21 protein-coding genes, 1 tRNA gene and 2 rRNA genes (1 of these 24 running past the window's edge) are annotated in these 21,344 nt (G+C 38.4%); 21 read left to right on the top strand and 3 right to left on the bottom strand.

Annotation, left to right across the window (positions count from 1 at the left end; genetic code table 11):
* The first annotated feature begins 156 nt into the window (after window positions 1-156).
* The 13 genes from greA (at window position 157) to IGL48_RS12040 (ending at window position 12,726) form a co-directional block, all read left to right on the top strand.
* Entirely contained in the window at window positions 157-636 is a 480-nt protein-coding gene (greA, locus tag IGL48_RS12100) for a transcription elongation factor GreA (RefSeq protein WP_002355133.1), read from the top strand.
* A 150-nt stretch (window positions 637-786) separates the two neighbouring features.
* Window positions 787-1,518, top strand: a complete 732-nt coding sequence (gene liaF, locus IGL48_RS12095; protein ID WP_010821831.1) for a cell wall-active antibiotics response protein LiaF — start codon at window positions 787-789, stop codon at window positions 1,516-1,518.
* On the top strand, window positions 1,515-2,618 hold the full coding sequence (locus IGL48_RS12090; RefSeq protein WP_002365182.1) for a sensor histidine kinase: 1,104 nt from the start codon (window positions 1,515-1,517) through the stop codon (window positions 2,616-2,618). The genes liaF and IGL48_RS12090 overlap by 4 nt, the downstream gene beginning before the upstream one ends.
* Window positions 2,593-3,225 (top strand): response regulator, encoded by a 633-nt coding sequence (locus IGL48_RS12085; protein WP_002355137.1) that lies wholly within the window; start codon window positions 2,593-2,595, stop codon window positions 3,223-3,225. The genes IGL48_RS12090 and IGL48_RS12085 overlap by 26 nt, the downstream gene beginning before the upstream one ends.
* Before the next feature lie 103 nt (window positions 3,226-3,328).
* On the top strand, window positions 3,329-3,994 hold the full coding sequence (locus IGL48_RS12080) for a potassium channel family protein (RefSeq protein WP_002355139.1): 666 nt from the start codon (window positions 3,329-3,331) through the stop codon (window positions 3,992-3,994).
* 54 nt (window positions 3,995-4,048) lie between these two features.
* Complete coding sequence (locus IGL48_RS12075) at window positions 4,049-4,378, top strand: HesB/YadR/YfhF family protein (RefSeq protein WP_002355140.1); 330 nt, start codon at window positions 4,049-4,051, stop codon at window positions 4,376-4,378.
* A 203-nt stretch (window positions 4,379-4,581) separates the two neighbouring features.
* The gene (locus tag IGL48_RS12070) at window positions 4,582-5,520 is read left to right on the top strand and encodes a glycosyltransferase family 2 protein (protein WP_002373102.1); all 939 of its coding nucleotides are present in this window, start codon (window positions 4,582-4,584) and stop codon (window positions 5,518-5,520) included.
* Between the two features lie 209 nt (window positions 5,521-5,729).
* A complete protein-coding gene (locus tag IGL48_RS12065) occupies window positions 5,730-6,800 on the top strand; it encodes an ABC transporter ATP-binding protein (protein ID WP_002355142.1) in 1,071 nt (356 codons plus the stop codon).
* Window positions 6,800-7,675, top strand: coding sequence for a carbohydrate ABC transporter permease (locus IGL48_RS12060; RefSeq protein WP_002355143.1), 876 nt, complete (start codon window positions 6,800-6,802; stop codon window positions 7,673-7,675). The genes IGL48_RS12065 and IGL48_RS12060 overlap by 1 nt, the downstream gene beginning before the upstream one ends.
* 4 nt (window positions 7,676-7,679) lie before the next feature.
* The gene (locus IGL48_RS12055; protein ID WP_002355144.1) at window positions 7,680-8,498 is read left to right on the top strand and encodes a carbohydrate ABC transporter permease; all 819 of its coding nucleotides are present in this window, start codon (window positions 7,680-7,682) and stop codon (window positions 8,496-8,498) included.
* Complete coding sequence (locus tag IGL48_RS12050) at window positions 8,482-9,771, top strand: MBL fold metallo-hydrolase (RefSeq protein ID WP_002359171.1); 1,290 nt, start codon at window positions 8,482-8,484, stop codon at window positions 9,769-9,771. The genes IGL48_RS12055 and IGL48_RS12050 overlap by 17 nt, the downstream gene beginning before the upstream one ends.
* A gap of 23 nt (window positions 9,772-9,794) precedes the next feature.
* Complete coding sequence (locus tag IGL48_RS12045; RefSeq protein WP_002359172.1) at window positions 9,795-11,075, top strand: extracellular solute-binding protein; 1,281 nt, start codon at window positions 9,795-9,797, stop codon at window positions 11,073-11,075.
* Window positions 11,076-11,172: 97 nt separating this feature from the next.
* Complete coding sequence (locus IGL48_RS12040; RefSeq protein WP_002419148.1) at window positions 11,173-12,726, top strand: bifunctional metallophosphatase/5'-nucleotidase; 1,554 nt, start codon at window positions 11,173-11,175, stop codon at window positions 12,724-12,726.
* Between the two features lie 65 nt (window positions 12,727-12,791).
* Here the strand turns inward: IGL48_RS12040 and IGL48_RS12035 are convergent, their stop codons facing one another.
* Together IGL48_RS12035 and IGL48_RS12030 are read right to left on the bottom strand one after the other, a co-directional pair.
* A complete protein-coding gene (locus IGL48_RS12035; protein ID WP_048949563.1) occupies window positions 12,792-13,754 on the bottom strand; it encodes a phosphoglycerate dehydrogenase in 963 nt (320 codons plus the stop codon).
* 148 nt (window positions 13,755-13,902) lie between these two features.
* Window positions 13,903-14,913 carry an NAD(P)/FAD-dependent oxidoreductase gene (locus IGL48_RS12030; protein WP_002397651.1) on the bottom strand — a complete coding sequence of 337 codons (1,011 nt, stop codon included), beginning with the start codon at window positions 14,911-14,913 and terminating at the stop codon, window positions 13,903-13,905.
* Between the two features lie 204 nt (window positions 14,914-15,117).
* On the opposite strand from IGL48_RS12030, the gene IGL48_RS12025 reads away from it, so the two are divergent.
* Both IGL48_RS12025 and IGL48_RS12020 read left to right on the top strand, forming a co-directional pair.
* Window positions 15,118-15,708 carry a peptidylprolyl isomerase gene (locus IGL48_RS12025; protein WP_002355150.1) on the top strand — a complete coding sequence of 197 codons (591 nt, stop codon included), beginning with the start codon at window positions 15,118-15,120 and terminating at the stop codon, window positions 15,706-15,708.
* 164 nt (window positions 15,709-15,872) lie between these two features.
* Window positions 15,873-16,079, top strand: a complete 207-nt coding sequence (locus IGL48_RS12020) for a DUF3955 domain-containing protein (protein WP_002355151.1) — start codon at window positions 15,873-15,875, stop codon at window positions 16,077-16,079.
* Between the two features lie 33 nt (window positions 16,080-16,112).
* Here IGL48_RS12020 and IGL48_RS12015 read toward each other — a convergent pair whose 3' ends face one another.
* Complete coding sequence (locus tag IGL48_RS12015; protein WP_048949562.1) at window positions 16,113-17,279, bottom strand: MalY/PatB family protein; 1,167 nt, start codon at window positions 17,277-17,279, stop codon at window positions 16,113-16,115.
* 183 nt (window positions 17,280-17,462) lie between these two features.
* Here IGL48_RS12015 and IGL48_RS12010 point away from each other — a divergent pair, with 183 nt between their 5' ends.
* From IGL48_RS12010 to IGL48_RS11985, 6 genes are all read left to right on the top strand, one after another.
* Window positions 17,463-17,831: a CvfD/Ygs/GSP13 family RNA-binding post-transcriptional regulator gene (locus tag IGL48_RS12010; protein ID WP_002365178.1), complete on the top strand. Its 369-nt coding sequence runs from the start codon at window positions 17,463-17,465 to the stop codon at window positions 17,829-17,831.
* A gap of 64 nt (window positions 17,832-17,895) precedes the next feature.
* Window positions 17,896-18,267, top strand: coding sequence for a hypothetical protein (locus IGL48_RS12005; RefSeq protein WP_002385270.1), 372 nt, complete (start codon window positions 17,896-17,898; stop codon window positions 18,265-18,267).
* Window positions 18,251-18,499, top strand: a complete 249-nt coding sequence (locus IGL48_RS12000) for a hypothetical protein (protein WP_025190615.1) — start codon at window positions 18,251-18,253, stop codon at window positions 18,497-18,499. The genes IGL48_RS12005 and IGL48_RS12000 overlap by 17 nt, the downstream gene beginning before the upstream one ends.
* A gap of 434 nt (window positions 18,500-18,933) precedes the next feature.
* A 16S ribosomal RNA gene (locus IGL48_RS11995) occupies window positions 18,934-20,494 on the top strand.
* Between the two features lie 79 nt (window positions 20,495-20,573).
* A tRNA-Ala gene (locus IGL48_RS11990) sits at window positions 20,574-20,646 on the top strand.
* Window positions 20,647-20,822: 176 nt separating this feature from the next.
* Window positions 20,823-21,344: ribosomal RNA gene (locus IGL48_RS11985) — 23S ribosomal RNA — on the top strand; it runs 2,391 nt beyond the window's last position.
* The 16S and 23S rRNA genes sit together here with 1 tRNA gene alongside, the layout of an rRNA operon.

Genomic DNA, 21,344 nt, shown 5'->3' with positions numbered 1-21,344 from the left:
AAATTTATATAAATAAAATTTAGCAAAATCACAAAAATTCAATAATTATATTTACAATTTAGAAAAAGCGTGGTACTCTTTTGTGGATTGAAAGCGGAATTTTTTTCAATAACCAACCAAGAACTACGTATCGTTAAGCGAAAAAGGAGAATTAACATGGTAGAAAAAGTATATCCAATGACTCTTGAAGGAAAAGAAAAATTAGAACAAGAGCTAGAAGAATTAAAAACAATTAAACGTAAAGAAATCGTAGAGCGTATTAAAATCGCTCGTAGCTTTGGGGATCTTTCAGAGAACTCAGAGTATGAATCAGCTAAAGATGAACAAGCTTTCGTTGAAGGACGTATTACAACGTTAGAAAATATGATTCGTTTTGCAGAAATCATCGATAATGATGGCGTGGACCAAGACGAAGTTTCCATCGGTAAAACAGTTACTTTCCAAGAATTGCCTGATGGAGAAGAAGAGGAATACACAATCGTAGGAAGTGCCGAAGCCGATCCATTTTCTGGTAAAATTTCTAACGATTCACCGATTGCGCAAGCCTTAATTGGTAAACAATTAGGCGACCAAGTGATTATTGCAACACCTGGTGGCGACATGACAGTTAAAATTACAAAAGTTGAAGCAAACTAAATAATTGAGTAGGGCAGGCAGCTTCCAAGGCCTGTCCTTTCGCAATCTATGACATTTAGGGCTAAAGTCCTATGGTAACCTGAGGCGCAAACCACTATGATTAAATAAAATAAACGAGTAAAATAAATGACAGAGGGAGGAGGCAAATCTATGAATAACCCTTGGCGCTTTTTTATCGTCGCAGAAGCATTACTTTTTATTCTGGCGTTATGGCAAATTGTACATAATCCTGGATTAGCTGTTTTATTAACAATTGGCGTTTTACTTGTGGCCTATGTTTCCAGGAAAGCATATAAAACACATTTTAACAACTTTCAATTCGTCCTCGGCGTTGTTTTTATTGTCATTGGTGCAATGAACAGCACGGCTGTTTGGTTTATGTTGATTTTTGGCGTACTCTTTATCGGCTTAAAAGGCTTTGAGATTTCAGGCGTGGATATAGCTGAGCGAGCACCTTGGCGTAAAAAACAAATGATTATGGTGGAGACGGCGGCAAAAGAACCTAAAAATGGCAAACGATTTAAACGCCGCTGGTTTGCCAACGAACGCATTGGTAACAATATCTATGAATGGGACGACATCAATATTGATTTAATCTCTGGGGACACCATTATTGATTTAGGTAATACGCTACTACCGAAAGAAGACAATATTATTATTATTCGTAAAGGTTTTGGCCGCACGCGAATTCTAGTGCCGTTAGGTGTAGCTATTTTGTTAGAACATTCAACTTTTTACGGAACGGTACGTTTTGAAGAAGAAAAATATCAATTGAAAAACGAATCATTAAAAATTTACAGCAATGATTATGATACCAATCTTCGTCGTTTGAAAATTATGACGAACACTTTAGTAGGAGATGTTGAGGTGATCCGTGTATGACCGATCGGATTTCAAGACGCATGATTTCATTATATGCGTCCCTTAGCACCTTTATTGTTATCTTAATTACATTGTTTTCATATTTTCATTCGATTAAACAAAACCGGTGGTTATTAGAGCTTCTTCAGAGAAAAGTCTTTTATTTACCACTAATTGTGCACATTGTTCTCATATCCTTACTAATAGGCTTATTGACCTTTTTACTGATTTCATTGGTTCAAAAAGGGCAATATGGACGGATTGAAGAAAAACTTCGGTTATTGGCCAACGGTAATTATGAAAGTCCAGTCTTAAACAAACCAACGACCAGTGAAAATCAAGACCATTATCTAACCGAAGTCGAACAAGATATTTGGTCGATTAAAAATAAATTATTAGAGATGTCTAAAGAATTGCAATTATTAAACAGTCGACCGCAATTAATGGATGGGCAAACAAAAGAAGAAATTTTAGAGAACGAGCGGCATCGTTTGGCGCGGGAGTTGCATGATTCAGTCAGTCAACAACTTTTTGCAGCCATGATGATGTTGTCTGCCTTAAATGAACAAGCACAACGAACAGAAACCCCGGAACCATATCGTAAACAACTAGCCATGGTGGCAGAAATCATTAATGCCTCCCAATCGGAAATGCGCGCGCTACTATTGCACTTGCGTCCTATCAGTCTAGAAGGAAAAAGTTTGCGTAAAGGTATTGAACAATTACTGAAAGAACTACAAACAAAAATTAAAATTGAATTGATTTGGGATGTTGAAGATGTTCATTTAAATAGCAGCATTGAGGATCATCTTTTCCGAATTGTGCAGGAGTTACTTTCAAATACCTTAAGACATGCCAAAGCAAAGGAATTAGAGGTATACTTACACCAAGTCGATAAAAACGTGTTATTGCGTATTGTTGATGATGGTGTCGGCTTTGATATGAAGGAACAAAGTAATAAAGCCGGTAGTTATGGCTTAAATAATATTCGAGAACGTGTTGTCGGCATGGGCGGTACAGTTAAAATTATTAGTTTTAAAGGGCAGGGAACCAGCGTTGAAATTAAAGTTCCTGTCATAAAGGAGGAAACTGCAAGTGATCAAAGTAATGTTAGTGGATGACCATGAAATGGTCCGTTTAGGCGTTTCATCATATTTATCTATTCAAGAGGATATAGAAGTCGTAGGCGAAGCAGAAAATGGTAAGATTGGCTATGAAAAAGCATTGGAACTACGTCCAGATGTTATTTTGATGGATTTGGTAATGGAAGAAATGGACGGCATTGATTCAACAAAAGCGATCTTGAAAGATTGGCCAGAAGCCAAGATTATTATTGTGACGAGTTTTATTGATGATGAAAAAGTGTATCCGGCGATTGAAGCTGGTGCAGCGGGCTACCTATTAAAAACATCAACAGCACATGAGATTGCTGATGCAATTCGGGCGACTTATCGCGGAGAGCGTGTGTTGGAACCTGAAGTGACGCATAAGATGATGGAACGGTTAACAAAAAAACAAGAGCCGGTGTTGCATGAAGATTTGACAAATCGAGAACACGAAATTTTAATGTTGATTGCACAAGGTAAAAGTAATCAGGAAATAGCTGATGAACTCTTTATCACTTTGAAAACAGTTAAAACACATGTTTCAAACATTTTAGCAAAACTAGATGTGGATGATCGGACCCAAGCGGCGATTTATGCTTTTCAACATGGTTTAGCCAAATAAATATCAGATAAATCCATAAATAAATTCTAGGAAATCCTTCTAGGAATTTATTTATGGATTTGTTATACTAATTTTAACGAACAGACAGGAGCGGTCAGAAGAAATGAAACAAAATTTTGCAATTATTGGTTTAGGACGTTTTGGCGGCAGCATATGCCAAACTTTGGTGGAAGCTGGTCAAGAAGTTTTGGCCATTGACAGCAGTGAAGACCGTGTCAATGAATATATGAATATTGCAACGCATGCAGTGGTGGCTAACGCTCAAGATGAAATGACGTTGCGTTCTTTAGGGATTCGGAACTTTGATCACGTAGTGGTGGCAATTGGTGAAGATATTCAAGCGAGTATTTTAGTAACATTAATGGTTAAAGAGATGGGGGTTCCCAATGTCTTAGCCAAAGCAGTCAATGAATATCATGCCCGTGTCTTAGATAAAATTGGGGCAGACATGGTCGTTCACCCAGAGCGGGATATGGGTATTCGAATTGCCCATAAACTTGTTTCACGCAATATTTTAGATTATATTGAATTATCTAGCGAATTTTCATTAGCTGAGGTTCGGGTCACCAATCCTAAATTTTACAATAAAACCTTAGCAGAATTAAATTTCCGTCAGCGATTTGGTTTAACTGTGGTAGCGATTCGCCGCTCGAAAACAGAAGTAATTGCTTCGCCAGATGCTTCTGAAATTGTTCGAGAAAACGACAATTTATTAGTTATCGGTGATACCGCAGACGTTGATTTATTAGATGAAAAAATGAATGGCTAAGCACTTTATTCTCTAAAAGCACTGCGCTGTGCTACAATAAATGGCGACAGAGATGTGAAGGAGGAACAAAGAATGAAATTAGAAGTGACACCGAAAGCCCAACAATGGTTTAAAGAAGAAACCGGGGTTCAGCCTGAGACAGGCATTCGTTTTTTCGGAAAAATTTACGGAAAAACACCTGTTCATGATGGTTTTTCCATTGCGATGTCTGTAGAAGCGCCAGATGAGCCAATGATTAAAGAGAACCTAGATGGGATTACCTATTTTATTGAAGAAACAGATGATTGGTTCTTTAAAGGGTATGATTTGATTGTTGATTACGATGAAAAGAATGATGAACCGCGTTATCAATTTGAAGCAAACCAAGAAGATTTAACAAAATAATTTTAGTGCTAAACAAAAGAGGCTGAAGTAGTGCGTAGGACTATTTCTGTTGCTTTCGTTTAACCGCTAGTCAGCCTGAGAAAAAATCGTTTTGGATTTTTTCTCAGGTTCTTTCTATTTAAGTTATTTTTAGTTGGATATCGTTATTTAATAAGGCTATTATATGGTATAATGATAATTAACTGAAGTGTGGAGGAAATAAAATGTTATCAATTGTTGTCCCTTGTTATAATGAGGAAGCAGCGATTCCGCTGTTTTTTGAAGAAGTAGAAAAAATTAGCCAGCAACTGTCTCATTCAGTAGAATATATATTTGTGAATGATGGCTCAAAAGATAATACGTTAGCTGTTTTAAGACAGCTTTATCGCGAACATCCAGAGAAGGTCCGTTATCTTTCTTTTTCACGAAATTTTGGGAAAGAAGCGGGCTTATACGCTGGTTTAAAAGAAGCAACAGGTGACTTAGTGACAGTCATGGACGTTGATTTACAAGACCCGCCTGAGTTATTACCTCAAATGATTGAGATGATTGAAACCAGTACAGATTTAGATTGTGTTGGCACACGACGCATAACAAGAGACGGTGAACCGCCCATTCGTAGCTTTTTTGCTCGGATGTTCTATAAACTCATTAATCGAATTGCTGAGACAGAAATGGTGGATGGTGCCCGTGACTTTCGTGTTATGACCCGACAAATGGTCGATGCGATTTTAGAGTTATCTGAGTATAATCGTTTTTCAAAAGGGATCTTTAGCTGGGTCGGCTTTAAAACAGAATATATTGAATTTAAAAATCGAGAACGAATTGCTGGAGAAACCTCTTGGTCTTTCTGGAGTCTATTAAGTTATTCAATTGACGGGATTGTCAATTTTTCAGAGACACCATTGAATATTGCTTCATACGTTGGCGCCTTTTCGTGTATTGGTTCTGCACTAGCAATGTTAGTGATTATCTTTCGAACATTAGTTAATGGTGATCCAACAAGCGGCTGGCCTTCAATGGTTTGTATTGTACTTTTTGTAGGTGGTTTGCAACTATTATGTTTAGGAATTATTGGCAAATATATCGGCAAAATTTTCTTAGAAACGAAAAAACGACCAATTTATATTGTAAAGGAATCAGAAAAAGATTCTAAAAAATAACCAAAAAAGCAGAGAAAAATTCTCTGCTTTTTTGTTATGCGTTAAAAAAAGTGTAAACAGGCTTTTCAGAAAAACAACATTTTTTACATAAAAAATACATTAACTTTACCTATTTTTATCTTAATGAAACAGCTTTGCTCTCGCGGTTGTAAGAAATAAATGTTAAAATCAAAAGGTATGCTATTAAATGTTTTTTTGGAGGTTGGGTCATGATAGAAGTTATCGACTTGAAAAAAGTATTCGATAATGGGTTTGAAGCGTTAAAATCGGTCAATTTTACGATTGAGCAAGGGGACTTGGTTTGTTTGTTAGGACCAAGTGGGTGTGGGAAATCCACAATTTTAAACTTAATTGCAGGTTTATTACATCCAAGTGATGGAGATATTCAGTTTCGACAGCAATCGGTTGTCAAAACAGCACCAAAAGATCGGAACATCGGGTTCGTTTTTCAAAACTATGCCTTATATCCACATATGACTGTTCTAGAAAACGTAATGTTTCCTTTGACGGTAGGAAGTAAGAAAGTTCCCAAGGCAGAGGCACAAGCTATTGCCGAAGAATATATGAAACTAACGAATATTGAAGAGTTAAGCCATAAAAAGCCAGGCACACTTTCTGGTGGTCAACAACAGCGTGTTGCGATTACCCGGGCGTTAGTTCAAAAACCAGATGTTTTATTATTAGATGAGCCTTTAAGTAACTTGGATGCACGTTTGCGTTTGAAAATTCGTGAAGAAATCCGCCGCTTGGTGAAAGAAGTAGGCATTACAACAATCTTTGTAACGCACGACCAAGAGGAAGCGCTATCAATCAGTGATAAAATTATTTTATTAAACGAAGGGGTTATTCAACAAAATGATGAACCTCAAAACCTTTACTTAGAACCAAATAACTTATTTGTTGCTCAGTTCATAGGTAACCCAATTATTAATTTATTGTCTGTTGAAGTGAAAGACGGCAAAATGTACCACGAAAGTTTTGAAATTCCGCTTGAGCGTTTTGAGCAAGCACGCTTTAAAATGCCAATGACTGACGGGAAATATACGTTTGCTTCTCGTCCAGAAGATGTGGTACCAACTGAAACAGGTCTCTTTACCACAACGACAGATTTAGTGGAATTGATTGGTCGAGAACGTATTTTACGATTTACATTAGGAAATGAACAAGTGAAATCAATTGTAAGTGTAGAAGAAGCGATTGAAGAAGGAGACACTTTATCTTTTGATTTTTCATATAAAAAAGTATTTATCTTTAACGAAGCGGGAGACCGGGTTTACTAATGAAAAAATACAATCCAGAAAATCAACCAAAAGCATGGCTCTTCCTTCTGCCATCATTAGGAATCATTTTACTGTTTAGCGTTTATCCGCTGTTTCGTTCTTTGTGGATGAGCTTCCAAAAAGGTTCCTTAATTAACCAACGCTACGCTGGTTTAGAAAATTATCAACGTGTATTGAATGATCCAATCTTCTATAAAGCGTTAAAAAATACAGCGCTCTATGCATTTGCTGTGGTACCGATTGCCTTGATAATTTCCCTAGCAATTGCTTGGATTATCTTTGAAAAAGTTAAACATAAGAGTTTCTTTGAAACGATTTTCTTTATGCCTTATGTAACGAGTACGATTGCCATTGGGATTGTCTTCCGTTACTTCTTTAATGGCGATTATGGAATTGTCAATTACGTCTTAGGCTTTTTCGGTATTCCTTCTGTCAACTGGCTAGATAATGTTCAAATGAGTATGCCAACATTGATTATTTTTGGGGTTTGGACGAGTTTAGCATTTAATATTATTATTTTGTTGGCGGGCTTGAGAAATATTGATGAAGAACACTTTAAAATAGCGAAAATGTTTGGCGCCTCAGACGGCGAAATTTTCCGACGTATTACGTTTCCGCAACTAGTCCCGACCATTGCCTTTTTATTAACGGTCAATTTAATTGGCGCCTTTAAAGTTTATACACAAGTTTATGCTTTATTCGGTGGTCGTGCGGGGATTGCCAATAGTGCCACAACCGCAGTGTACTATATTTATGACAAATTCCACATTGCAGGGCGTCCCGGAATTGCGATGGCCGCCACAGTGATTTTATTTGTGATTATTTTAGTGGTCACTTTCTTACAAAATAAACTCTTAAAGAAAGTGGGGCAATAAGCCAATGAAAAAAGTTTTAACGATTATCGCATTTGTTTTCTTAGGCATTTTAGCCGTTATTACGTTATTTCCATTTGTCTATATGATTTTAGCTGGTTTAATGAGTTACTCTGAAGCGACCAGCATGCCGCCAACCATGTTTCCAAAACAACCACAATGGCAAAACTACACAGAGGTCTTTCAAAAAGCACCCTTTCTTCGGTATTTCTTGAACACAGTCTTTGTTTCAGGCGTTACAACGATTGCTACGGTAGTCACCGCCGTGTTAGCTTCATTCGCGTTAACGAGTTTGAAGTTCCGTTTTAAAAATGTGGTCATTGCTTTGATGATTTCGTTGTTAATGGTTCCGTATGAATCTATTATTTTTACCAATTATCAAACGATTGCGCAATTAGGTTTGTTAAATACTTACAGCGCCTTAATTATTCCATTTTTAACTAGTATTTTTTATATTTACTATTTAAATGGTTATTTAAAAGGTATTCCTGATACTTTTTACAAGGCTGCCAAGATTGATGGTGCTAGTGATTTAGAATATATTTGGCGTATTTTAGTACCAATGTCAAAACCAGCGTTGGTAACAGTAGGGATTTTAACATTTATTTCTAGTTGGAATTCTTTCTTGTGGCCATTATTGGTGACGAACGAGAAAAAATACCGTCTATTGAATAATGGACTATCGGCCTTTGCGACAGAGAGCGGTAGTGACGTACATTTACAAATGGCTGCTGCAACATTAACCGTTATTCCAATTTTAATTATTTACTTGATTTTCAGAAAAGAAATTATCAGAGGAGTTGCAAAAAATGGAATCAAAGGCTAAAACAACTGTGACTTTTCACAGTGGCATTTTAACAATTGGAGGAACCGTGATTGAAGTGGCGTATAAAGATGCCCACATCTTCTTTGATTTTGGTACAGAATTTCGACCAGAATTAGATTTGCCCGATGATCACATTGAAACCTTAATTAATAATCGTTTAGTGCCAGAATTAAAAGACTTATATGATCCACGTTTAGGTTATGAATATCATGGTGCAGAAGACAAAGAGTATCAACACACCGCTGTTTTCTTATCTCATGCCCATTTAGATCATTCACGCATGATTAATTATTTAGACCCAGCTGTTCCGTTGTACACCCTAAAAGAAACGAAAATGATTCTAAATAGTTTAAATCGCAAAGGTGATTTTTTGATTCCATCACCGTTTGAAGAAAAGAATTTTACCCGAGAAATGATTGGTCTTAATAAAAACGATGTGATTAAAGTTGGCGAAATTTCAGTGGAAATCGTGCCTGTTGATCATGATGCGTACGGTGCTTCGGCATTACTGATTCGCACGCCTGACCATTTCATCACATACACAGGTGATTTGCGCTTACATGGCCATAATCGTGAAGAGACTTTAGCTTTTTGTGAAAAAGCTAAACATACTGAATTATTAATGATGGAAGGCGTAAGCATTAGCTTCCCAGAACGTGAACCAGATCCAGCCCAAATAGCGGTTGTCAGTGAAGAAGATCTTGTTCAGCACTTGGTTCGTTTAGAACTAGAAAACCCGAATCGACAAATTACCTTTAATGGTTATCCAGCAAACGTGGAACGTTTTGCTAAGATTATTGAAAAGTCACCACGTACAGTCGTTTTAGAAGCAAATATGGCTGCGTTGTTACTTGAAGTATTTGGAATAGAAGTTCGTTATTATTATGCTGAATCTGGTAAAATACCAGAATTGAATCCAGCGTTAGAAATCCCGTATGACACGTTACTAAAGGACAAAACAGACTATTTGTGGCAAGTTGTGAACCAGTTTGACAACCTCCAAGAAGGTAGTTTATACATTCACAGTGATGCACAACCGTTAGGGGACTTTGATCCACAGTATCGCGTGTTTTTAGATTTGTTGGCTAAAAAAGACATTACTTTTGTCCGCTTAGCTTGTTCAGGACATGCAATTCCAGAAGATCTGGATAAAATTATTGCATTGATTGAACCTCAAGTATTGGTTCCAATCCATACGTTAAAACCAGAAAAACTGGAAAACCCGTATGGTGAAAGAATATTGCCAGAACGTGGCGAGCAAATTGTTTTATAAATTTTTTTAAGGGAGAGAAAAAAATGAAGTTCAAAACTCTAGCAACAACAGTGTTAGCAACCGCAGCTATTTTCGCATTGGGGGCTTGTGGTAACGGTAATGGGGCCAAAGAATCAAACGATATTGTGAAAGAAGTGAAGGAAGATACGACAATCACTTTCTGGCATGCAATGAATGGGGTTCAAGAAGAAGCGTTAACAAAATTAACGAAAGACTTCATGAAAGAAAATCCAAAAATTAAAGTGGAATTACAAAATCAATCTGCTTACCCTGATTTACAAGCCAAAATCAATTCGACTTTAACTTCACCAAAAGATTTACCAACAATTACGCAAGCGTACCCAGGCTGGTTATGGAATGCTGCACAAGATGAAATGTTAGTGGACTTAAAACCATATATGGATGATGACACAATCGGCTGGAAAGATGCAGAACCAATTCGTGAAGTATTGTTAGATGGCGCCAAAATCGACGGCAAACAATACGGCATTCCATTTAATAAATCGACAGAAATGTTATTCTATAATGCTGATTTGTTGAAAGAATATGGTGTTGAAGTACCGAAAACATTAGAGGAATTAAAAGAAGCTTCTAAAACAATTTACGAAAAATCCAACAAAGAAGTCGTTGGTGCTGGTTTTGACTCGTTAAATAACTATTACGCAATTGGAATGAAAAACAAAGGCGTTGATTTTAATAAAGACTTAGATTTAACAAGCAAAGATTCACAAGAAGTCGTGGACTATTACCGTGATGGTATCGAAGCAGGTTACTTCCGCACAGCTGGTTCAGATAAATATTTATCTGGCCCATTTGCAAACAAAAAGGTAGCAATGTTTGTCGGTAGTATTGCTGGTGCTGGTTTTGTTCAAAAAGATGCTGAAGCTGGTGGCTATGAATACGGTGTTGCACCACGTCCTGAAAAAATCAACTTACAACAAGGAACAGATATTTATATGTTCGATAGTGCTACGCCAGAACAACGGACAGCGGCATTTGAATTCATGAAATTCTTAGCTACGCCTGATTCACAATTGTACTGGGCACAACAAACAGGTTATATGCCAATTTTAGAATCTGTTTTACACAGTGATGAGTACAAAAATTCTAAGACAACCAAAGTACCTGCACAACTTGAAAACGCAGTAAAAGATTTATTCGCTATCCCAGTAGAAGAAAATGCTGATTCAGCCTATAATGAAATGCGGACAATTATGGAAAGTATTTTTGCTTCATCAAATAAAGACACGAAAAAATTATTGAAAGATGCAACATCACAATTTGAACAAGCATGGAACCAATAATCAATAAATAAACAGACGTGGGAGGTTGGGATCTGAGTCGTTATGGCTCGTGTTCTAACCTTCCTGTTCTTTTGGGCGGAAGAAGGAGAGAAACAAAATGCAAATAAAAATTTTAGCAACAAGTGATATGCATGGGTATATTATGCCAACAAGTTATAGTGAAAAAAAGATGGATTTGCCTTTTGGAACCGCAAAAGCAGCAACCATGCTGAAAAAGTTACGTGCGTCTGCCAAAGGACCAGTTTTTCAAATTGAAAATGGGGATTTTATTCAAGGTTCGCCGCTTAGTTACTACGTAAGAAAAGCAGAAACACATTCAGTGGAAGCCATCACTAAGATCATTAATCAAATGAATTATGATGTTAGCATTTTAGGTAACCACGAATTTAATTACGGATTAGATTATTTAAAGGAAACGATTGCCAGTTATCAACAGCCAGTTTTAGCTGCCAATATTCTTGGTAAAGATGGACAACCTTATTTCGGTCAGCCGTATGTCATCATAGAAAAACAAGGGGTTAAAGTAGCCATCCTTGGCGTGACGACTCAATATATTCCTCATTGGGAACAGCCGGCAACAGTCAAAGATTTAACGTTTAAAAGTGTCGTTGAAACAGCGGCAGAATACGTGCCAAAACTGCGGGAAGAAGCGGATCTAGTTGTTGTCGCTTACCATGGCGGTTTTGAAAAAGATTTAGAAACAGGGGAACCCACGGAATTACTAACAGGAGAAAATGAAGGCTACGATTTATTGGAAAAAGTTCCTGGGATTGATGCCTTAGTCACTGGTCACCAACATCGAGAAATTGCTACAAAACTGAATGGAATACCTGTGATTCAACCAGGTTTTCGAGGAGCTTTTGTTGGAGAAATTACTTTAGAAATTGAACCTATGGCTAAAGGCTATCGCGTTATTGGAAGTGACGCAGCTATTCATCCTGTTGGAAACGAACAACCAGATGCAGAAGTTTTAGCTTTGACAACAGCGTTACATGACGAGGTAGAAGAGTGGCTTGATCAACCAGTGGGAAATGTGGAAGGGGATATGACGATTCAAAATCCGAATGCCGTACGCCTCAAAGAACATCCGTATATAGAATTTATTAATAACGTCCAAATGGCTTCAAGCGGAACGGATATTTCAGGGACTGCACTTTTTAACAATGAAGGCAAAGGGTTTAATAACCAAATTACGATGCGCGATATCATTACCAACTATATTTATCCAAATACCTTGGCTGTATTGCGTGTCACTGGACAAGACCTCCGTGAAGCGTTAGAACAAAGCGCTACTTATTTTGTGTTAGAAAAAGGCCAACCAATTTTCAACCCGAAATATGTCGATCCAAAACCACAATACTATAATTATGATATGTATGAAGGCATTGAGTATACGCTTGATTTAAGACAACCGTTTGGTGAAAGAGTGACGAAACTTAATTATCATGGCAAAGCAGTGCAAGCAGAAGATGTTTTGGAAATCGTGACAAATCAATACCGAGCAGTCGGTGGCGGAAACTATCAAATGTTCCAACCTGAAAAAATTATTCGAGAAATTCAAATTGATATGACGGAACTGATTGCAGAATATTTGAAAAAACATCCAATCATTCAAGCATCGACAAATGATAACTTCAAGGTTATCTGGTAAAAAATAGCAAAAAAAAGCCTTCAACCATGCAATTACTTGAAAGATGGTTGAAGGCCTTTTTTGAGTTAATAGCCTTTTTTTAAGGAAACTTGGTTTTTGACGAGGGTCTGATCCGTCACAAATTGATTTAAGTTTGGAATAAAAATCGCCAGTAATTTTGATTTGAACTTCGGTGTCATGCCAGAAATATGAGGTGTTAATAAAACATTCTGCATCTCCCATAAAGGGCTATCTTCGGGAAGAGGTTCTTCTTCAAAGACATCTAAGGCAGCAAAAGCAATGGTTTTATTGTTTAAGGCAGTTATCAAATCGTTCGTTGCTACTGAGGCGCCGCGACCAACATTTACGAAAATTGTTTCAGGAGCCATTTTTTCAAAAAGTGCCTGATTGTATAAATGTTTTGTTGTTTCAGTCAAAGGAAGAATGTTCACAACAATGGACATTTCATGGATAATTTTACTCATATTCTTCTGTGAATAGCATTCAATGAAGCCTTCCGTCACATGTCCAGAGGTATTCACGCCATAAACTTGAAGATTTAAACCTTTAGCAAATTTAGCTAATTGTTGTCCGATTTGCCCAGTGCCTACGATTAACATTTTTTGCCCAGAAAGTTGTTGATAGGAAGGGGCTGTTTGATTCCATATGTGTTGCATTTGTTGTTGGATACTTTCTTGCAGTCCGCGGGTATGTGCTAATAAAACGCCTAAAACATGTTCTGAGATAGAAACACTATGAATTCCGCTACCATTAGACAACAGAATGCCTTTTTCTCTTAATTTATCAAAATCCATATAATCAGCACCAGCAGAAATGAGCTGAATCCATTTTAGGTGACTAGTATCAGAGGCTAATAAACGCGGACCAATTTCTTTATGCCAGCCTAACATAATTTCGATGGCCTCTTCTTCAGCAGAGGATAAATAATCGGTAGATGTTTTAACTAGATAATTGGGCGCCACAGCTTTCACTTGTTCCAGTTGTTCTTCGTTGAATACTTCATTTAAATAAATAATTGGTTGGTTCATCTTTCTTCCTCCTAGCACTTTTTATTGTATCAAAAATAAATTTAAAAGAGAAAAAGAAAGGCTTTTCAGTAAAGCAGAAAGCCAAGGACAAAAATCCGATTTAGATTTTTGTCCTTGGCTTAAAAACTGCTAAAGTCTAGTGCTAACCTTATTTAGGTACGCCGTTTTCAAATAAACTTGTACTATGAACTGGTTGACGTCGAGCATCGGGCCGTAAGTAATGTAAAGCATTATTTACGGCAGTAGGTGCCTCACCAAATCCTGTAGCGATTAATTTCACTTTTCCCTCATAGGAACAGATATCCCCTACAGCGTATACACCAGGAATGTTAGTTGACATATCGGAATGAACATTAATAGCATTTCTAGAAACGTCTAATCCCCATTCTTTGAGGTGTGTTAAAGAAGAAGTGAAGCCATAATTGATAATTAAATCATCCAGAGGAAGATCCAATGTTTGGGCACCTTTTGTCTCCGTTAATTGGATGCCTGTGAACGTTTCGTTTTCCTTTAAAATATCACTAATGATATAAGGAGTTCTGATAGAAACGCTAGATTTTTCCAGTTGTTCCACGCTATGTTCGTGGCCGCGAAATTGTGGGCGACGATGGATAATAGATACTTCTTCTGCAACGTTTTCTAGCATTAAAGCCCAGTCAATTGCAGAATCGCCGCCACCAGCAATCGCAACTTTTTTGCCAGCGAATTTTTTCATGTCAGTCACATAATAATGGATTGACTCACCTTCAAAGGCTTCAACATTTTCGATAGCTAAACGTCGAGGTTGGAAAGCGCCGTTACCAATCGCAAAGATAACCGTTTTAGAATAATGTGTGCCTTTAGTTGTTTCTAAGCGCAGAAGTCCATCTGCTTCCTGTGCAAGGTGTGTGACCTCTTCTTCCAAGCAAACATCGTGCTGAAATGGCTGCATCTGTTTTTCCAAATTGGCAATTAACTCACCGGCTTTAATAGCAGGAAATCCAGGAATATCATAAATATATTTTTCGGGATACAGCATTGTTAGCTGACCACCTAATTGTGGCAGGCTATCAATGATTTTCGTTTTCGCTTTACGAATTCCCGCATAAAAAGCGGCAAATAATCCAACAGGACCGCCGCCGATAATCGTTAAATCATAAATATCTTTTTCATCAGACATTTGAAAATTCCTCCTAATTCATTTAGGGTTGAGACAACTATTGATCGTTTTGCGAACACTTCACAAAATAGCACGGCTTTTCGAAAAAAGCAAGTTTGGCTAACGAATCAAAGCATTCTTTAATCATTGGAAAAAGATCATAGCAATTTTCAGCATTTTTCGATATGATGGAACTATAAAATAATTATCTAGGAGGACATTCTCATGTCACAATTTCCACAATTAGATTTAGAAAATGCTAAAGGCCCAAAAGCGGTCATTAAAACAAACCGAGGCGACATCACTGTTCAATTATTCCCAGAACAAGCGCCTAAAACGGTTAAAAATTTTGTTGAATTAGCGAAAAAGGGCTACTATGATGGCGTTATTTTCCATCGTGTGATTCCTGATTTTATGATTCAAGGCGGTGACCCAACCGGAACAGGAATGGGCGGCGAAAGTATTTATGGAGAAGCATTTGAGGATGAATTTTCTCGGGATGTTTTCAATTTGCGTGGCGCATTGTCAATGGCAAATGCTGGTCCTAACACAAATGGCAGCCAATTCTTTGTTGTTACTAATCAAAATGTTCCAGCTCAAATGATGAGTCAGTTAGAAGATGCTGGTTTTCCAGAAGAAATTATTGAAGCTTACAAACAAGGCGGAACACCTTGGTTAGACTTCCGTCATACTGTTTTTGGTCATGTTGTTGATGGTATGGATGTAGTGGATGAAATTGGTGGAGTCCAACGGGATGCCCAAGACCGTCCAACATTTGACGTCGTGATGGACACAGTTGAAATCATTGGTGAATAAGTTTAACCAATTGAAAAAGAGAGTACCAACGAGGGACAAATTCGTTGGTACTCTTTATTTTTTTCTTAAAACGACTAACTTTTTTTTAAAAGCATCCAAATCGCTTCTTTTAATGAAGTCTTTATAGGATACTGAGTTAAAGAATAGAAGGAGAGGAAGCAAATTTGTTAGAAAAATACAGATATCCAATGGCCTTGGCTTTGTTTGCAGTAATACTCCCATTTATAGGAACGTTTTTTACGTATGTAGATCAGCAAGGAATCGTTCATGAACCAGGATTTTATACAATCATAATTGGAGAAATTTTACTTCTATTTTCAGGTATCTGGTTCGTCAGAGTTTATTTAGCTAAACGCAAAAGAAAGAATTAAAGACAGCTGTCCTAAAAACTAGGACAGCTGTTTTTAATTAAAGGCTTTTTTGATACGTAAAAGGCCTTCTTCGAGAGTTTCTTTTGAACAAGCTAAGTTTAAACGCATGTGTTGAGAACCTTGGGGACCAAAACTAATTCCTGGATTTAAAACCACTTTCCCCTTATGAATTAAGGTATCGCGAAGTTCTCGATCCGTTAGTGAATAAGAACTAAAGTCTAACCATAAAAGATAGGTCCCTTCAGGCTCCATTACACGAACGCTAGGCAGCTCTTCACGGAAAAAAGAAAGGGCAAAATCAATATTTTCTTTTAAATAATCAAGTAATGCCGTTAGCCATTCCTCCCCTGTTTGATAGGCAGCTGCCGTTCCCACGTAGCCAAAAGTATTGATACCGCCTTGATGATTTTTGTCTTGTAAAGATACGAAAGATTGCCGTAGTTTTTCATTAGGAATGAACAGCATTGAATTTTTAATCCCCGCTAAATTAAAGGTTTTGGTTGCCGCTGTTAAGGTAACAGTGAATTCTTTAAATGCTTCATCAGCGACAGTGAAGGAAGTGAAGGTATGCGGTTTGAAAATCAAATCCTGATGAATTTCATCGCTAACCACAGTTACTTGGTGTTTTTGGCATAAACGGCCAATTGCTAGCAATTCTTCTTTTGTCCAAACACGTCCACCAGGATTATGGGGATTACAAAAAAGTAACAGTTTCACCTTTTCTTCGATTATCTGTTGTTCCATTTTAACCAAATCAACTTCATAATGTCCGTTAACTTCTAGTAAAGAATGGCGCACAAGTCTACGCTCATTTTGTTTTACCACATCTGCAAAAGGGGGGTAGACTGGATCACAAATCATGACAGAATCAGCAGGTGCTGTATACGCTTGAACGGCTGTGGCCAAACTGGGTACCACGCCACTATTAAACAAAATTTCTTCTTTTTCAACAATCAATTGATGGTGTTGCCGTTGCCAATCTTGAATTGCTTGATACAGTTCATTAGGTGCAATCGCATATCCTAGAATGCCCTGTTCAATAACTTGTGAAAAGGCATCAAGAATAGGCTGATGTACTTTGAAATCCATATCAGCAACCCATAAAGGTAGTAAATCTTTTTCGTGGTAACTCGTTTCAACGGTGTCCCATTTAACACAATTCGTGTGGCGACGATCAATGGTTTCATTAAAATTAAACATAAGATAACTCCTTTTCTTCTATATAAAGTCTTACTTCCTATAGTATAGTAGATTTTGCTTAAAAGATGAAACAATAGTTTTAACAACTAGGGAAGAAATAATGCACAAACGTTGAAAAAATGCTATTATTTTAAATGAGTAGAAACGGAAAAAGAAATTTATCGTATGAAAAGAGGAAATTTGATGAAGTACAAAATTGGTATGGTACTTTCTGGCACAATTACCGGACTTCAACCATATGGCGCATTTGTTTCTTTAGACGAAGAAACACAAGGACTGATTCATGTTTCGGAAGTACAAGCTGGCTTTACCAAAAATATCCATGGACTCTTAACCGTTGGACAAAAAGTAACCGTTCAAGTTATTGATGTTGATGAATATTCTCAAAAGATTAGCTTATCTTTACGGACCCTTGAAGACAAAGTTCATTCAGTGAACCATCGACGCAAAAAATATTTTACGGATAAGAATAAAAAAATTGGCTTTGCAACCTTAGACAAAGAACTTCCAGAGTGGATTGATGAAGCAATGGATAAGTTGCTTGAAAAATAATTCTGTATTTTTTCAGAAAGTGTGTTACAATTTCTTTTGTTAGTGAATCTAAAAATTAATTGAGGTGGATGTCGTGTCTAACAAAAAAGTCGCTGGAACAATCATACTGAACTTAAACGATGGTAGTAAAAAATTTTTGATGCATCCAATAGGTGAAGCGATTGAGTTTGCGATGGCAAAAGTTTCTGATGAGATGACGGGTTTAGCTAGTATGCTACAATGGTTCAAAGAAGAGGTTCAATTGGACGTTACTTCAATTAGCTTAGTAGAATTAACTAACGCGCATATCAATAAAGAAAATGTTCCGCTGTTTGTCTTCGAGATGGATGAACAAGCACTTAAAAATGAAATGGATAAAGACTATACATGGGTAGCACCTGCAGAATTAAAAACGATTTGGTCAAAATATCATATTGAAGGTGTCCCAATGTTTTAAACAAAAAAGAAAGAATCTGTCGATAATCGAACAGATTCTTTCTTTTTTTATGTTGTACGTAAAAAAGTTAATCGAACTATTTCAAATATATGATTCAAATTGTTCGATTTTTAGTAAGGAATCAAACTGTTTTGATAGACAATTAGGATTTAAAAAGTTTAAAAACGAAATAATTGAAAAGAATGAAAACAGATTGAAAACTTCTTTTAATTTTTTTGAAAAAAAGTGTTGACCAAACATCAAAATCTTGATATATTATTACATGTCGCAAGGCGAGTCACACAGCTGAGCGATTCAGAAATCAATAATTAAATAACAATTCTTGATTTCAAATATCTCGAAAAAAGTTTGAAAAAACAACAAAAAAGTTGTTGACAAATAACAAGCGAGATGATAAGATATAGAAGTTGTCACAACAGACGACAACAACCGAGCAAAACAACTTAAAAAAACTTTTTTAAAAAAGTTCTTGACATCCAAACGAAAGTTTGTTATGATATAAAAGTTGCTGCGAGGTAACGTAGACCTTTGAAAACTGAACAAAGAATAGACGAACCAAATGTGTAGGGCGTCTTGATTCAATTCAAGACAACAAACATTTTTAACAAGCAAGCAATATGCTAGCAAACAAATTGAGCTTAACAATCGCAAGATTGTTCTAACTTTTATTATGAGAGTTTGATCCTGGCTCAGGACGAACGCTGGCGGCGTGCCTAATACATGCAAGTCGAACGCTTCTTTCCTCCCGAGTGCTTGCACTCAATTGGAAAGAGGAGTGGCGGACGGGTGAGTAACACGTGGGTAACCTACCCATCAGAGGGGGATAACACTTGGAAACAGGTGCTAATACCGCATAACAGTTTATGCCGCATGGCATAAGAGTGAAAGGCGCTTTCGGGTGTCGCTGATGGATGGACCCGCGGTGCATTAGCTAGTTGGTGAGGTAACGGCTCACCAAGGCCACGATGCATAGCCGACCTGAGAGGGTGATCGGCCACACTGGGACTGAGACACGGCCCAGACTCCTACGGGAGGCAGCAGTAGGGAATCTTCGGCAATGGACGAAAGTCTGACCGAGCAACGCCGCGTGAGTGAAGAAGGTTTTCGGATCGTAAAACTCTGTTGTTAGAGAAGAACAAGGACGTTAGTAACTGAACGTCCCCTGACGGTATCTAACCAGAAAGCCACGGCTAACTACGTGCCAGCAGCCGCGGTAATACGTAGGTGGCAAGCGTTGTCCGGATTTATTGGGCGTAAAGCGAGCGCAGGCGGTTTCTTAAGTCTGATGTGAAAGCCCCCGGCTCAACCGGGGAGGGTCATTGGAAACTGGGAGACTTGAGTGCAGAAGAGGAGAGTGGAATTCCATGTGTAGCGGTGAAATGCGTAGATATATGGAGGAACACCAGTGGCGAAGGCGGCTCTCTGGTCTGTAACTGACGCTGAGGCTCGAAAGCGTGGGGAGCAAACAGGATTAGATACCCTGGTAGTCCACGCCGTAAACGATGAGTGCTAAGTGTTGGAGGGTTTCCGCCCTTCAGTGCTGCAGCAAACGCATTAAGCACTCCGCCTGGGGAGTACGACCGCAAGGTTGAAACTCAAAGGAATTGACGGGGGCCCGCACAAGCGGTGGAGCATGTGGTTTAATTCGAAGCAACGCGAAGAACCTTACCAGGTCTTGACATCCTTTGACCACTCTAGAGATAGAGCTTTCCCTTCGGGGACAAAGTGACAGGTGGTGCATGGTTGTCGTCAGCTCGTGTCGTGAGATGTTGGGTTAAGTCCCGCAACGAGCGCAACCCTTATTGTTAGTTGCCATCATTTAGTTGGGCACTCTAGCGAGACTGCCGGTGACAAACCGGAGGAAGGTGGGGATGACGTCAAATCATCATGCCCCTTATGACCTGGGCTACACACGTGCTACAATGGGAAGTACAACGAGTCGCTAGACCGCGAGGTCATGCAAATCTCTTAAAGCTTCTCTCAGTTCGGATTGCAGGCTGCAACTCGCCTGCATGAAGCCGGAATCGCTAGTAATCGCGGATCAGCACGCCGCGGTGAATACGTTCCCGGGCCTTGTACACACCGCCCGTCACACCACGAGAGTTTGTAACACCCGAAGTCGGTGAGGTAACCTTTTTGGAGCCAGCCGCCTAAGGTGGGATAGATGATTGGGGTGAAGTCGTAACAAGGTAGCCGTATCGGAAGGTGCGGCTGGATCACCTCCTTTCTAAGGAATATTACGGAAATACACATTTCGTCTTTACTTTGTTCAGTTTTGAGAGGTCTACTCTCAATCAAATAAGTTCGGGGCCTTAGCTCAGCTGGGAGAGCGCCTGCTTTGCACGCAGGAGGTCAGCGGTTCGATCCCGCTAGGCTCCATTGATAGCTTTTGCTATCAGATTCGTTCATTGAAAACTGGATATTGAAGTAAAAAGAATCAAAACAAACCGAGAACACCGCGTTGAATGAGTTTTTTAATAAGTTCAATTGCTTATTTATTGATTAACCTTCTATCGCTAGAAGAAGTGATCAAGACCCAACCGTAAGGTTGATAAGGTTAAGTGAATAAGGGCGCACGGTGGATGCCTTGGCACTAGGAGCCGATGAAGGACGGGACTAACACCGATATGCTTTGGGGAGCTGTAAGTAAGCTATGATCCAGAGATTTCCGAATGGGGGAACCCAATATCTTTTATAGGATATTACTTTTCAGTGAATACATAGCTGATTAGAGGTAGACGCAGAGAACTGAAACATCTTAGTACCTGCAGGAAGAGAAAGAAAATTCGATTCCCTGAGTAGCGGCGAGCGAAACGGGAAGAGCCCAAACCAACAAGCTTGCTTGTTGGGGTTGTAGGACTCCAATATGGTAGTCTGTTAGTATAGTTGAAGGATTTGGAAAATTCCGCTAAAGAGGGTGAAAGCCCCGTAGACGAAATGCTGACAACACCTAGGAGGATCCTGAGTACGGCGGAACACGAGAAATTCCGTCGGAATCCGCGGGGACCATCCCGCAAGGCTAAATACTCCCTAGTGACCGATAGTGAACCAGTACCGTGAGGGAAAGGTGAAAAGCA

It is taken from the genome of Enterococcus sp. DIV1090, assembly GCF_050537975.1.
GTDB lineage: Bacteria > Bacillota > Bacilli > Lactobacillales > Enterococcaceae > Enterococcus > Enterococcus faecalis.
The sequence above is the reverse complement of the archived record's forward strand: the minus strand, read 5'-3'. Positions and strand labels throughout refer to the sequence as shown.